This window comes from Rothia sp. HMSC075F09 (assembly GCF_001810515.1).
Lineage (GTDB): Bacteria > Actinomycetota > Actinomycetes > Actinomycetales > Micrococcaceae > Rothia.
In genome coordinates this window covers 23479-38312 of sequence record NZ_KV801763.1, presented here as the reverse complement: position 1 = coordinate 38312, position 14834 = coordinate 23479, and the positions used below count along the sequence as shown (strand labels likewise).

11 protein-coding genes are annotated in these 14834 nt (G+C 59.5%); 2 read left to right on the top strand and 9 right to left on the bottom strand.

Going from position 1 to position 14834, the window contains the following annotated elements:
- The 6 genes from HMPREF2749_RS00500 to leuS all read right to left on the bottom strand — a co-directional run.
- Positions 1-528 (bottom strand): DUF6318 family protein (locus HMPREF2749_RS00500; RefSeq protein WP_246823465.1); only part of this gene is annotated, 528 nt, incomplete at its 3' end.
- Positions 529-544: 16 nt separating this feature from the next.
- The gene (locus HMPREF2749_RS00495) at positions 545-1135 is read right to left on the bottom strand and encodes a DUF6318 family protein (RefSeq protein ID WP_070592975.1); all 591 of its coding nucleotides are present in this window, start codon (positions 1133-1135) and stop codon (positions 545-547) included.
- Between the two features lie 438 nt (positions 1136-1573).
- The gene (gene pgk, locus HMPREF2749_RS00490) at positions 1574-2797 is read right to left on the bottom strand and encodes a phosphoglycerate kinase (protein WP_005506145.1); all 1224 of its coding nucleotides are present in this window, start codon (positions 2795-2797) and stop codon (positions 1574-1576) included.
- 342 nt (positions 2798-3139) lie between these two features.
- Entirely contained in the window at positions 3140-4144 is a 1005-nt protein-coding gene (gene gap, locus HMPREF2749_RS00485; RefSeq protein WP_070592969.1) for a type I glyceraldehyde-3-phosphate dehydrogenase, read from the bottom strand.
- Positions 4145-4741: 597 nt separating this feature from the next.
- Positions 4742-5779, bottom strand: a complete 1038-nt coding sequence (locus HMPREF2749_RS00480; RefSeq protein WP_070592968.1) for a DegV family protein — start codon at positions 5777-5779, stop codon at positions 4742-4744.
- A 195-nt stretch (positions 5780-5974) separates the two neighbouring features.
- On the bottom strand, positions 5975-8476 hold the full coding sequence (gene leuS / locus HMPREF2749_RS00475; protein ID WP_371325927.1) for a leucine--tRNA ligase: 2502 nt from the start codon (positions 8474-8476) through the stop codon (positions 5975-5977).
- A 228-nt stretch (positions 8477-8704) separates the two neighbouring features.
- On the opposite strand from leuS, the gene HMPREF2749_RS00470 reads away from it, so the two are divergent.
- Together HMPREF2749_RS00470 and HMPREF2749_RS00465 are read left to right on the top strand one after the other, a co-directional pair.
- Entirely contained in the window at positions 8705-9745 is a 1041-nt protein-coding gene (locus HMPREF2749_RS00470; protein ID WP_070592964.1) for an alpha/beta fold hydrolase, read from the top strand.
- 9 nt (positions 9746-9754) lie between these two features.
- A complete protein-coding gene (locus HMPREF2749_RS00465; protein ID WP_070592962.1) occupies positions 9755-10882 on the top strand; it encodes a glycosyltransferase family 4 protein in 1128 nt (375 codons plus the stop codon).
- Between the two features lie 270 nt (positions 10883-11152).
- Here HMPREF2749_RS00465 and HMPREF2749_RS00460 read toward each other — a convergent pair whose 3' ends face one another.
- From HMPREF2749_RS00460 to HMPREF2749_RS00450, 3 genes are all read right to left on the bottom strand, one after another.
- The gene (locus HMPREF2749_RS00460; protein ID WP_070592960.1) at positions 11153-11404 is read right to left on the bottom strand and encodes a DNA mismatch repair protein; all 252 of its coding nucleotides are present in this window, start codon (positions 11402-11404) and stop codon (positions 11153-11155) included.
- 364 nt (positions 11405-11768) lie between these two features.
- Positions 11769-12020: a hypothetical protein gene (locus HMPREF2749_RS00455; protein WP_049327135.1), complete on the bottom strand. Its 252-nt coding sequence runs from the start codon at positions 12018-12020 to the stop codon at positions 11769-11771.
- A gap of 231 nt (positions 12021-12251) precedes the next feature.
- Positions 12252-14660, bottom strand: a complete 2409-nt coding sequence (locus HMPREF2749_RS00450) for an aconitase (protein ID WP_246823464.1) — start codon at positions 14658-14660, stop codon at positions 12252-12254.
- Positions 14661-14834 lie beyond the last annotated feature (174 nt).

Sequence of the window (14834 nt, the reverse complement as noted above, 5' to 3'; positions counted from 1 at the left end):
CTCCCTGTACAGGCGAAGAATTTCGGGGTGCAGCACCTTTTCGGGGTCCGTGACCTTGGAAAGAGGCTCAGTATCGCCCGTGTGGTAGAAGTAATTCATCGACGCAAAGAAGTACGCCAAGAACGCGTACAAGCCGGCGCGGTCGTAGTTATCCATTCCGGGTTGCTGAATAGGGTACGGCACGTTCTGCGCCGCCTGCACCTCGGTGGCAGGAATGAAGCGCCCCTTACGCTCAAACGCCGTATAGACGAGAGGCCCGGAGGAAGGTCCCAAGGTACGGAGCTCATCGTACTTCTCCGTGGGTTCCAGGCGCACAAATTCCTGGTCACGCTTCTTATCGGCCTGGGACTCCGAGCCTGTCCCGTTGAGCAGTTGAGTGCCCCAGCCAAACGCTATCGCGACGAGGGCGGCGCCGGCGAACACGCCAGCTCGTATAAACTTGGCGCGAGAAATCATAGACCTCATGAGCGCTCGTTGCTCGTTGTATCCGGGTCCGCCGTATCCGGGTCCACCAAAGTTATTCGTCATGTTGCTCTCCCCTCCCCTAGCTCAAACTATTTTCTGGGATGAATTGGACGGGCCTCCACTCATTCGTGAATTGTGTGCGTAGAGTCCCGTGTATTGCACCGTCTCGGATCAGGCCGCGCGTATCAAAGTCGGTGATGGGGTACACCTGGTTTGTGTCTTTGCGGTACACCTGAACTTCGGGAAGAATATCGAACCGCACGTTCCATTCCACAATTTTTAGCGTCTCGTCAATGAGGCGCGGTTGCCCTTCCAGCAGGTTCATGGTCAGAACCTTAGAGGCAGGCGTGATGACCCAGCCTTTACCCTCTTCGTAGAGGTCCTGAATGGCGGGGAAGAACATTTCTTCGCTGATATTGTCGATCCTCAGAACTGCCGGTTCGGAGGCGAGAATCATGTAGTTTTGGCAGGCGTAGTAGTAGCCCAGGTAGGGGCGCAGGTTTGACACCTTGTAAGCATTCGGCGTGTACCTCACGCCCGGGGCGGGTGCCGAGTAGGCGGGGTGGGCCCGGTTTGCGGGTGTGTAGGGCCCGATCACGCCATCGGCAACGTACGGGTATGTTCCGGTGTAGTCTTTTTCGTCAAAGAGCATTTGAGCGTTTACGGTCATTCTTTGCCTCCTTGGATTCGATGTTCACTAGTTGCCGTTTTCACGAGCTGCCGAGGTGGTTCTGGGCTGCTCGGGGCGGTTGGGTTCAACGGCTGGGCGTCTTCGCCCGCCTGTATTCGCTTGTCTGTATTTGTTTGCCTGTGGAGGTGCGTGCGTCCCCTGCTTCGCTCCCCCGCGGTAACCATATGGGTACCGTGGGGGAGCGCCGGGAACCTCTACATTTCCAGTCTATTAGAGGCACCTCTAACCCTCCCCAGCACAAGCCGCACACCCAGGGAATCCACAGCATATAGCCAGGAAACAGCCCCGCCCATCTGCCCGCGCAGGATTATCCGGGCATGAGCGGGCATGCAGAAACCCCCGCCGGAACGGTACCGAAATACCGCCCCAGCGGGGGTTCCTTACACTAAAACCGTGTACTAAATCTGTGCACCCAGATTAGGCGCCCAGTGCCTCCAGGCCGGGCAGGGTCTTACCCTCAATGTACTCGAGGGAAGCGCCACCACCGGTGGAGATGTGGCCGAACTGCTCATCCTTGAAGCCCAGGTTACGGACTGCAGATGCGGAGTCGCCACCACCAATGATGGAGAACGAGTCAGACTCGACGATAGCCTGAGCCACTGCGCGGGTACCCTCAGCGAAGGGAGCAATCTCGAACACGCCAACGGGGCCGTTCCAGAAGATGGTCTTTGCACCCTTGATCTTCTCAGCGAAAATCTCGCGGGTCTTGGGGCCAATGTCCAGGCCCTCAGCCTCTGCGCCCAGCTTGCCGCCGGTCAGGTCCTCAATCGGGCGAATCTCGGTGTTAGCGTCAGCGGAGAATGCGTCAGACCAGACAACGTCCACTGCGGTGATGATCTCGGTGCCCTTCTCGGGAGCTTCCTTCAGGTAACGCAGAACGTTGTCGACCTGGTCCTTCTCCAGCAGCGACTGGCCAACCTCGTAGCCCTGTGCGTATGCGAAGGTGTAGCCCATACCGCCACCAATGAGGATGGTGTCAGCCTTACCAATCAGGTTGTCAATCACGGCGAGCTTATCGGAAACCTTAGCGCCACCCATGACCACGACGAAGGGACGCTCGGGGTCGTTCAGGGTCTTAGCCAGAACGTCAACTTCCTTCTTCACCAGGTCACCCAGGTATGCGGGCAGGCGCTTAGCAACGTCGTAGACGGAAGCGTGCTTGCGGTGAACTGCACCGAATGCGTCGTTCACGTATGCGCCGTTCTCGCCGGTCAGTGCGACCAGCTCGTCAGCGAATTCGCCGCGCTCTGCGTCATCCTTGGAGGTCTCACGTGCGTCGTAGCGAACGTTCTCAACGACCAGAACTTCGCCGTCAGCCAGGGCTGCTGCCTTAGCCTTTGCGTCCTCGCCTACCAGGTCGGTTGCAACCTTCACGGGCACGGATGCCAGCTCAGCCAGGCGTGCAGCTGCCGGTGCGATGGAGTACTGGGGGTCAACCTTGCCCTTGGGGCGGCCCAGGTGTGCGGTCACGATAACGCGTGCGCCAGCCTTGGCAAGCTTCTCAATGACGGGCAGGGATGCGCGGACGCGGCCGTCGTCGGTGACAACGCCGTCCTTCAGGGGTACGTTCAGGTCGGAACGAACGAGAACGTGGCGGCCTGCGACGCCTTCTTCGAGCAGTTCGGACAGTGCCTTAGCCATAGGAATTCCTCCTGGATAGGTGGGTTTATATACCGTTTCCATCATACCGAACATTAGGGTGATTGACAGCCTAGTAAATAGCTTTTATATTGTGTTTTTCCGCAGAATATCGCGGATATTCGCACTCTCTATCAGCTATTTTCTTACGGTATTTTTGACTCAAAAAGGGCGACGGAAAATAGTATGTTTATACGTTTTTGGGGTTTTATTAAGACCCTTACACAGGGTCTTGGTACAGCAAACCCCGACTCCCCCGCTTGATGCGGTGGTGCCGGGGTTCACTATGCGTTAGTTACGCGGGGTGACGCTTACACTTGATGAGCGTCGCAAGCCTATTGGGGCTTAGAGGGATGCCACAACCTTGTTGGTGAACATCACGAGGCGTGCAACGTAGCCGTACTCGTTGTCGTACCAAGCGATAACCTTCACCTGGTCGCCGATGACCTTGGTCAGCGGTGCGTCGAAGACGGTGGAGATGGGCTCACCCTCGATGTCCTTGGACACGATGGGATCCTCGTTGTACTTGATGATGCCCTTCATGGGGCCCTCAGCTGCTGCCTTGACTGCTGCGTTGACTTCCTCAACGGTGACCTCGCGCTCAGCGGTGAAGGTCAGGTCGGTGATGGAGCCGGTGATGGTGGGAACGCGGACTGCGAAGCCGTCCAGCTTACCCTTCAGGTCGGGCAGAACCAGGCCAACAGCTGCTGCTGCACCGGTGGAGGTGGGGACCATGTTCACAGCTGCTGCGCGTGCACGGCGCAGGTCGCGGTGGGGAGCATCCTGCAGACGCTGGTCAGCGGTGTATGCGTGGATGGTGGTCATCAGACCCTGCTTGATGCCGAATGCGTCGTTCAGGACCTTAGCCATCGGAGCGAGGCAGTTGGTGGTGCAGGATGCGTTGGAGACGATGTGGTGGTTAGCTGCATCGTACTGGTCGTCGTTCACGCCCATGACGAAGGTGCCGTCGATGTTCTTACCGGGAGCGGAGAGGATAACCTTCTTAGCGCCAGCCTCGATGTGTGCCTTTGCCTTGCTGCCTTCGGTGAAGAAACCGGTGGACTCGAGGACTACGTCAACGCCCAGGTCCTTCCAGGGGAGGTTCTGGGGGTCACGCTCAGCGAGGATCTTGATTTCCTTGCCGTCAACAACCAGTGCGCCTTCCTTGACCTCAACCTCTGCGTTGAAGCGACCCATGATGGAGTCGTACTTGAGCAGGTGTGCCAGGGTCTCAACATCGGTGAGGTCGTTGATTGCGACGATCTCGAAGCCGACGCCCTCGGTCTGAGCTGCGCGGAAGAAGGTGCGGCCGATGCGGCCGAAGCCGTTGATTGCTACGCGTACAGTCACTGGAGTATCTCCTTGTCAGTGCGTTGGTGGCGGTGTACAAATCCGATGCCTTGTAGGCTCTGGTTTAGTCGGATTCGTCCGTGCTCTATGTTGCCCGGTGCGTTCCGCCGTTGTTGGTAATAATCCTACCCTAGTTTGTGTGTGTTTTGGTGTGTTATATCGAGAAATTTTTGTGAGTTGCGCCATAAAAACCGGCAAAAACCCGTTGTTTTCTGTTGGTTTGCGTTGTGTTCATGCTTAGAAAATGTTGCGATACGGTCACGGCAACATAAACACACATGAAACGCACATTTACTAAAAACCGCGCCATATCAAGGCAAAATCTGAGGGTAAAAAATACCCTTTCACCTGCGAATGGGTTTCAATGACGTCCCATGCGCTCGCACGCAGTGCAATTTCTCACGCGAAAACAGACGAGCCCAACGTAAGACACACCACAGCCTCAAAACGGGTTAAATACGCTCCCGGCACACAGTTTTCGTGTCGTGTTGCGTGTCGCCCGCGGCGCATCGCACGGGAACACCGCGCGGACACACAGCACGAGCACACAGCACAGGGTCAACACGGGCACACCAGAAAGGCGGCTAGTACACGATCCTAATAAACGACCAGCGCCACAGCACCCAGCCCCGAATGAGCCGACAGCACCGGCGGCAACGCACTCACCAAAAACTCCGGCGCCGAAGAAGCAGCGGCATCATGAACGAGGGAGCTCTCCCCCAGCATCTGCTGAACCTGCTCGTACAGCTGCACCGCCTGCGCCGCATTGCCCACATGATGCACCGCAACCACCTCACCGCGCGGGGATGCGGCAAGCGAAGAACTAGCGGGGTCGGCAGCGGCAGAGCCCACTGAAGCAGAGCTGAGCGCCGCCGCATGCTGATGCTCACGGCAAGTCTGCACCGTCACCTCCACCAGGCGCTCCAGGGCGCGCGCCGCAGTGCGGGGGCGTTCCACATACGCCAGCTTGCCCTCGGTGATCGTGCCAATCGGCTTAATCTGGAACATCTGACCCACCATCGCCAACGCCGGGGAAACACGGCCACCGCGGCGCAACGCATCCAGGGTCGGGATATAGAAGTAGAGCGTGGACTGCTCGCAGACGGACTGAATGTAGTCCACCAGCTGCGCGGGACTCGGACATTCAACACTCGCGCCTGCGGATGCAGAGTTCAGTACCTCCAGGGCGCGCACCACCGCATGACCGTAGGCACCGGCGACCGTGCGGCTATCCACCACGCTCACGCCCTTAGAACCCAGGCGACTCAGGCGGGCACCTGTGCGTGCCGCCTCCACCGTGCCCGAGAGCTCACCGGACAGATGCACAGACACCACATGCGTAAAACCTCGCGACGCCAGCTCGTCATACACATCAGCAAACACGCCCGGTGCGGGCCCGGAAGTGCTCACCGTCTGACCCATCACGTGCGCAAGCATAATCGCCTCATCCACCTCGGCGGCGGTCAAATCCTGCAGCTGACGATCCGGCTCACCGGGCGTGCGAATGGTCACCGGCATCGGAACCAGCATAAAATTGCCGCGAGCGCTCAGGCGCTGCACGAGCTCCGGGTCGAGGGCGGCAGCGCTATCGGTTACCACGGCAATGCGGTTCTCTGCTTTGTTCTCTCGCTCCATATTCCGACCCTTCTTCCGGTTCGTCAGTGCGTGATTCGATGACGAACCCTCTCCTAGCGTTCCCTGAACATTATGGCACTCATCACTACCGCAGTACAGCAAAGCCCCGCCGCACCTCCGGATTCGTTCCGTTGAACGAACCGAAGCCACAGCGGGGCTTGTACTTTATCTAAGAAACTTCTTTATCTAAGAAGCTTAGATCACGATGTTCACGAGCTTAGGCGCACGCACAATCACCTTGCGGATCTCGGCGTCACCAATCGAACGCTGGACAGCGGCATCCGCCAGAGCCAGCTCCTGAAGCTCCTGCTCGGAAATATCCTTCGCAACCTCCAGGCGAGCCTTGACCTTACCCTTAATCTGAACGATAGCGGTGATGGTGTCATCCACCAGCAGGGCCGGGTCAACCTCGGGGAAGCCCGCGGTCAGAACCGGGGTGTCGTGGCCGAGAGCGTGCCACATGTCCTCAGCGGTGTACGGTGCGTACAGAGACAGCAGAATAGCAACAGTCTCAGCAGCCTTACGGACAGCCGGGTCAGCCGCACCAGCACCGGAGTCAATAGCCTTACGGGTAGCGTTCACAAGCTCCATGGTCTTAGCAACAACCACGTTGAACTTGCCGTTATCCAGCAGGCCCTGAACCTCGTGCACGGTGCGAGCAATCAGCTTCTGCAGCTCCAGGTCACCGGTGGTTGCGTCAACGCCGGGTTCGCTGGTGACGTCCTGAGCCACACGCCATGCGCGAGCCAGGAACTTCTGCGAACCGGACGGGGAAACATCCGCCCAGTCCACGTCATCCTCGGGCGGGGACGCGAAAATCATGGTGGTGCGGATAGCGTCCACACCGAACTTGTCGAGCTGCTCACCCAGGTTCACGCCGTTACCCAGCGACTTGGACATAGCCTTACCGCCGTTGAGCACCTGACCCTGGTTCATGAGCGCCTTGAACGGCTCATCGTGCTTGATCAGGCCCAGGTCGCGAACAACCTTGGTGAAGAAGCGTGCGTACAGCAGGTGCAGAATAGCGTGCTCCACACCGCCAACGTACATGTCGACGGCACCCCACTCGCTCATAGCCTGCGGGTCGAAAGGAGCCTTGTCGTAGTTCGGGGAAACGTAACGCAGGAAGTACCAGGAGGAATCCACGAAGGTGTCCATGGTGTCCGAGTCACGGCGAGCCTGCTTGCCACACTTCGGGCAGGGCACGATAGCCCAGTCATCAGCAGCGGCAAGAGGCGACTGGCCCTTAGGAGCCAGCTGCTCACCGCGCAGGTTATCGGGCAGCAGCACCGGCAGCTGATCCTCAGGAACCAGAACCTCGCCACAATCCTCACAGTGAATCACGGGGATGGGGGTACCCCAGAAACGCTGGCGGGACAGCAGCCAGTCACGCAGACGGTAAATGACCTTACCCTCACCGGTGCCGGCAGCCTCAACCAGCTCAATAGCCTTAGCGAGCGCCTCAGCCTTCGGCAGGCCAGTCAGCTCACCAGAGTTGATGAGCACGCCGTCACCAGCTGCGGCAACACCGCTGGTAGCCGGGTCCTCAGCACCCTCAACGTCCAGGACCTTCACGATGGGCAGGTCGAACTTCAGGGCGAACTCAAGGTCGCGCTGATCGTGCGCGGGCACAGCCATAATCGCGCCGGTACCGTAGTCAGCGAGCACGTAGTCAGAAGCCCAGACGGGCAGCTTCGCGCCGGTCAGCGGGTTAATCGCGTAGCGGCCGGTGAACACGCCGGTCTTCTCACGGTCGGAGGACTGGCGGTCAATATCGCTCAGTGCCTTAATGTCTTCGCGGTACTGCTCCAGGGCAGCCTTGTGCTCGGGTGCCACAATCTGCTCGGCGAACGCCGCATCCGCAGCAACCACGATGAAGGTTGCACCGTACAGGGTGTCCGGGCGGGTGGTGAACACGGTGAAGGACTCAGCAGGCTGGTCCTCGGTCGCCTCAATCTCGAAGCGCACCTCAGCACCCTCAGAACGACCAATCCAGTTGCGCTGCATGAGCAGAACACGCTCAGGCCACTTGCCCTCCAGCTGCTCCATGTCATCCAGCAGCTGCTGTGCGTAATCAGTGATCTTGAAGTACCACTGGTTCAGGGACTTCTTAGTCACGGTAGTACCGCAACGCTCACACGCACCGTTCACAACCTGCTCGTTCGCGAGCACGGTCTGGTCCTTGGGACACCAGTTGACCATGGAGTCCTTACGGTACGCCAGGCCCTTCTTGTAGAACTGCTCGAACAGCCACTGAGTCCACTTGTAGTACTCGGGGTCCGAGGTGTGCAAGCGGCGGCTCCAGTCAGCGGCAATAGCGTAACGCTTGAAGGACTCAGCCTGAGTCTCAATGTTCTTGTACGTCCACTCCTTGGGGTGAGTGTCGTTCTTAATGGCTGCGTTCTCAGCGGGCAGGCCGAAGGAGTCCCAGCCAATCGGGTGCAGAACATCGTAGCCGCACTGCTTGAAGTAGCGGGCGTTCATGTCACCAATAGCGAATGCCTCCGCGTGACCCATGTGAAGGTCACCGGAGGGGTACGGGAACATATCCAGCACATACTTGCGGCCCTTGGGGGCGTCACCGGTGGGCTGGAAAACCTTCGTTTCGTCCCAGTAGGGGCGCCACTTGGCTTCCATAGCGCGGAAGTCGTACGCATTTTCGTTGCGTTCGGTCTCTACCTGAGCAGACACAGCGATTCCTTAAATAAAGACAGGTTGATAAAAACTTAACCCTCCAAGTGTAACGCGAAACCCGCACCGCGCCAGAGTTGAGGCCGCCTCGACTACCAAATGGACGGCACCACCCACCCGACCACCCGGCCAGACACCGATGCGTCAGGCAGGTTTCAGAGCCCTTTCAGGCTTCTCCCCTAGAATTAAGAACGGGACTTTGCCGTCCCAGTACCCAACCCCCGAAAGGTACCCATGACCTCCACCGTTACCCCGGACTCCCCCAACACCTCAGTTCTTGAGGGTGTGCCCGGCCCGCTCATTCCCGGCACCCGCCACGACACCCTCATCGGTGACGGTGCGCAGGTGGTCATGACCCGCTACTGGCAGTACGGCAAAGGCATGAACGACGGAGTCTTTCCCGAAGGCTCCTACCCCGTACTGCTCGTGCACGGCTTCCGCGGCGACCACCACGGTCTCGAAATCATCGCGAACTACCTGCTGAAGCTCATCCCGAACGTCAGCATCATCAGCCCCGATCTGCCCGGCTTCGGCCGCTCCGCAGACCTGCCCGAAAGCACCCTGGGTGAGGACAGCATCGACGCGTACGTGGCGTGGCTGAACGACTTCGTGGAACATATCAACCCCGCCCGCGAGGATGCACGCCCCCTGCCGCTGCACGTGGTCGGCCACTCCTTCGGTTCCATCGTCACCAGCGCCTTCGCCGCCGCACACCCGAACTCGCTCGCGTTGCTTTCCCTTATCAACCCCATTAGCGAACCCGCCCTTGAAGGTAGCCAGCGCGTCGCCTCGCGTCTTGCCTCCCTCTACTACCGCGCCGGCGCGGCACTGCCCGAAAAAATCGGCTACCCGCTACTGCGTTCGCAACTGATTACCCGCGCCTCCAGCGAAGTCATGATGCGCACCAAAGACAAGGCAATGCGCCGCTTCATCAACGGCCAGCACGCCGCCTACTTCGGCTCCTTCGGCTCCCGCCGCGGAGTGCTCAGCGCCTACGAAGCGTCCATTACGCACACCGCCGCCGAATACGCCGCCGCCATCCGGGTGCCGGTGCAAATGCTCGTTGCCGAAGACGACGACCTGGGCACCCCCGAAACAGCTCGCGCCATGTACGCGGCGCTGACCTCCCGCCGCCTGCCCGCTACTTCGACCGGTGCCCGCGAGCGCCTGGACATGATCCCCGAAGTCGGGCACCTCATCCACTACGAAACCCCTCGCCGCGCCGCGGAACTCATCGCCGATTTCGCCGCCGGCCACTCAGGGAACGAGAAGTAAGGAACCAACATGAAACTCATGGTTGACGCCCGATACACCCGTATCGGCTTCCACGACGGCATCAGCCGCTACACCGCCTCCCTACTGGGCGCGCTCAAAACCCTCATCGACACCGGTGACGAAGCCGCCGCCGACCTCGACCTCACCATGATCATCAGCGACGAGCGTCAGCTGGACATGCTGCCTGACCTGCCGCACGTGAAAATCTGCTCGCCCACCGGCCCGCTCGAACCGACCGCCTCGCTGCAGCTGAACAAGTACGCGCCGGACGTGGTGTTCTCCCCCATGCAGACTATCGGCTCCACCGGACGCAAGTTCAAGCTGATCCTCACCCTGCACGACCTGATTTACTACTCGCACCCGACCCCGCCGGGGTTCCTGCCCGCACCGGTGCGCGTGGGCTGGCGACTCTTCCACAAGACCTACACCCCGCAGCGTTTCCTGCTCAATCACGGCGACGCGGTCGTGACGGTTTCTGAGTCGACCGCCTCGCTGATTCGTGAGCACGAGCTGACCACCAAGCCGCTGTTCGTGGTGCCCAACGCCCCGCAGCCCGGTAGCGTCGTCTCCCGCCAGACCGCGCTGGAGCGCGCCACCACCCGCGAAGAGCAGCCCGTCAAGCACCTGGTGTACATGGGTTCGTTTATGCCGTACAAGAACGTAGAAACCCTACTGCTGGCGATGCGTTCCCTGCCTGATTACCGCCTGCACCTGCTGTCGAAGATGCCGCCGCAGCGCCTGGTGCAGCTCACCGACGAACGCCTCATCGGTGAGAACGTGGAGGTGCACAACGGCGTGAGCGACGAGGAGTACCAGCAGCTGCTCCGCCAGGCGCACGCCCTGGTGACTGCCTCCCGCGAAGAGGGTTACGGCCTGCCCGTGGTCGAGGCTCAGGCTGCCGGTTGCCCCGCGGTGATTAGTGACATCCCGATTTTCCGTGAGATTGCGCCGCACGCCGTGTTCGCACCGGTTGACGGCGCCCCGGAGGCGCATGCCGCCAACTGGGTCAAGGCAATCCGTTCCCTGGAGGACACCGCCGTTCGCGAGCGCGTCATCATTGACGGCCTGTCGGATGTGCGCCGCTACTCCTGGCGCAATTCGGCACTCAAACTGCTGGAGGTCGTGCGCGGGCTCTAGAGCCTGCGTTGGGCAAAGAAATGCCGCCGCACTCCCCCGAAACTCGGGAGGGTGCGGCGGCATTCTACATATTCAATTCATGGTCGCCGGGTAGCATATGTGGCTTACAGCGGCGATTCGCAAGGGCAGCTTGCGGTAAAGGTTTACAGCGGCGGTTCGCTACACACTTCCTCCGCGCCGACGCAGGGAACCCGCCCTCGCAGAGCTCGGGCACCCTGAGGGCGCATCCGGAAGGTGCAGCCTCACCGCATCGCACCGGAGCAGAGATCCTTAGACCGCAGTAAAGCTACCGGTACGAGCTGCTTCCTTCGCAGCCAGCTCATCCGCGTGACCGTACGCGTAGAAAATCTTCGCGTCATCCAGCTCAGCAAATCGAGCCAGGTAGCGGCACACCGCGCCACGCTGAGCCTTCGTCATCGAGGACAGCAGAACAGGGTCCGGGTGGGTAATACCGTTGTCGCGGCTCGGTGCCGAACTACCGAACTCGGGCTCGTAATCAGAGGTGATATTGGTGAAACTCATCGGTGAGTACCTTTCCTTAGGGCGTTTCTTAGGGCAGCGCCGCAACAATGCAGACGCTACCGGAGGCAACACCGCGAAAAGAACCTACGGAGATCATCGGAAGTCTCTTCGCAGTAGTGGTTGTGATACCTCTAAACTACCCAAGAGCTAATCAATGTTCAAGAACCATCAGGGAACGCCCCCATAGTGGACATGTTCCCGGTTGTCAGGAAGAAATCAGGGGCATCATAGCGGCATGGGACCGCCGAGTCTCCAACCGAACTGAAACCTGCCCGAAAGCCAGCGTGAAAGCCAGCCCGAAAAGCAGAAATGCTGCCGCACCCATAAAGAGTGCAGCAGCATTTCTAAAAACTAATTGTGCAGGCTACGCCATAGTTGCGTAGAGACCGCGCTCGGCATCCTTACGAGCCAGCTCGTAAGCGTGACCGTACGCGTAGAAAATCTTTGCGTCATCCAGCTCAGCGAAGCGCGCCAAGTAGCGGTAAACAGCTCCTCGTTCTGCGCTGGTCATGTCGGAAAGCAACACGGGGTCCGGGTGCATGACGCCGTAATTGTGTACAGAAGCAGACCCGCCGCATGCAGGTTCGTATGCGGGGGCGATCATAGTCTGAGTCACCAGTATTCATCTTTCGTTGGTGCGCACGGTTGTGAAGCGTACGCGAAGTTGAGTGATAGATACTGCCAACACCACCTCGACAAGCGCCGAAATAGTATCCGCAGTGCTGAATATATTACCGTGGATACGGAGACTACGCCAATTAGAATCAGCCAAACCCCAACAAATCTTAGGTGCACACGAATGCATAAAAATTCTGGGGTGCCCTTCCAACGGCACCGCCTAAGCACCCTAAACTACAGCGCTCTGCCCTGCTTTACTCTCCTGCTTTTTCTCCCCTGCGAGGTTATGTTCCTCTGCATCCTCAGCGTCTTCATCCTCACCGTCAAGACCCAGAAGAGCCGTCACCATCGGCAAAGGATTGAACTCGCTCAGCTGACCCGTGCGGTCCACCTTGCGCATCATGAACGCACGCTGCAAACGCCGCTGAGTCCACGGCGAAAGCACCATCATCAGCAGCGCCTCCACCACAAAAATGCCGACCAGAATCCACAGCAACAGATCCGAAGAACCCGCCTGCTCACGCAGCTGCTGAGCATCCGCCACCAGACGGTCAAAGCCCTCCGAATGTAGGTGCGACGTATCAAGCCCCGTCAACGCGGACAGGCTCACCGGCGACGTCACATTCAGTAGCACCGACAGCATCAGCAGAAGCACCGCATACAGCCCGTAATGCATGGTGCGCATCCACTTCTTCACGCGCGCAAAACCGTGGTTCAGTTCCGTACCAATATCGGTGAAAGCCGCCGCCTTCTGCGCCTGCTCACCCGCCGGCATCATGTGCGGCACCAGGCGGTGCGCAAGCATCAACGGCACCGGCGAACACGCATCAAAATACTGCATGTGGCTATTCACCGACGGGCCCGGCAGGGTCACAAAGCTGACGTCTACATCGGCGGGCTGAGTAATATTCGACCTGCCAATACTGTCACCACGAGCGGAAATCTCGCACCGGTCAGCCACATCAAGATCCTGCAACATCGGCGCGTAGGCGCGCACATACAGGTGGCAGGCGCTACGCACCGACATCATGAGCACCAGAATTAGCGCACCCCAAAACGCCACGGAGGCGGCGGTCAGCTCAGGGACCGAGCCCTCAACACGTAGCTGAACCAGCAGCAGCATGAATACCGCGTACAGCATGAAAACGCCGTGCACGAAAAGCAACGGAATCAGCCACTTCACGTAGGCGCGCGTGCCGTACGGGTTGACCAGGCGCACATCCGCCGGGGTGTTTACCGAGGTAGTTGCAGAAGTTTTTGCGGAGGCGCTTTCCCGGGCACTCTTGCGGCCAATACGCGCCCTACCCTTGAAGGCACCCGGCACGCTCACAACCAGCGGCACCACGCTCAACGCTAGGGGCACCAGCATCGTATAGTGCAGCAGCGAACGGTACGGACCAAACAGCAGGGACGCCTCCACCAGCCAGGAAAACGCCGCGACCGCGCTCACCCACAGCAGCATGGAGCGGTTACGGTAGCCGCCCGCAGCATCCAGGTGCCCCGGAATGTCGTTGCGGTCACTAGCGATAATGCTAATCGGGACCACGCCACTACCCAGGCCGTAGAAGAAACGAATCGGCTTCTTACCCGCCGCCGCACGACGACGCAGAAGCTCATAGCTCAAATAGCCGCCCTGCGAATGGGCAATAATACCCACCGCGTCGCTACGGGAACTCAAATCGTCCAGCTGACGATCCAGACGCGCATAAATACGCTCCAAATCGCGCGAGTCCGGGCTGGTCGCCGTCTGAATCAGCTGAGTCGAAATAGCCTTCATCAGCTCCCACAGTTCGCGGGCACGACGAGCCAAAACCCAGCCCACAATACCCAGGCCGAGCGCCGCCGCCAGACCCGTAAATGCACCCTGTGGAGTGCCCAGGGACGCCACAAAAGCATCGCGGAACGTCATGAGCGCCATAGCCGCCAGCACCAGCCACAGCGCTACGTTCACAAACCGCGCCGTAGAACGCAACAGGTGCCCGGCACGCTCACGCCAGGTCGCGCCGGGGCGCTCATAGTAGAAGCAGAACATCAAAAACAGCGGCAAAACCGACGCCAACCAGGGCAAATGCTCCTTCAACGGGCGGTAATGTCTGGGCCGCCAGAAGCCCTCCTGAAAAAGGAGGCTGCGGCGAGTGACCGTGCGAACCGGGCGCGGCTTCGGCTGAGGCAGGTGCGGAAGCTCAAGGTTCGGCAGCTCGATATTCGGGAAATCGATGTTTGGGAACTCTACCTTGGGAAGCTCAATTTTCGGCAGCTCAATCTTAGGGAGCTCCACTTTAGGCAGTTCCACCTTGGGTAACTCCACTTTGGGCAACTCAACCTTCGGAAGTTCAATTTTCGGCAGACTGATTCTTGTAGATTCTTTGGGCTCGGAGGCTTCGGCGAGTTCTTCCTGCGCGGAGTTCTCCTCAATCTGCGGGCTTTCCTCAACCGGGTCGGCTGGGTACTCCGTGCGCTCAATCGTCAACGAATACGTCAACTCGCTGTGGTGGCTCAGCGGGTTCACCTCAGCGGCAGGCGGGAGGGTATCACCGTCAGGAATCACCTCAACACGAACCCGCGCAGAAGCCTCTGCAGCAGGGTTCTCTTCGGAGGCGGCGACAGAATCCGTGTTCAGCGCCAGCAGAGTCTGCACACTATGCGCCACCGGCTTGCCAAAATACGCGAGCGTCTCGCCGTGATTCTGGTAGCCGATACCGTGAACCAGCAGACCGCCGCATCGTGATGCTGGCCCTTACGGTGCAGGGCGCTCTTCGGATGCGCAGAAGCATACTCAGCCAGCCGCCGTTGCTCACCATCAGGCAGCGCA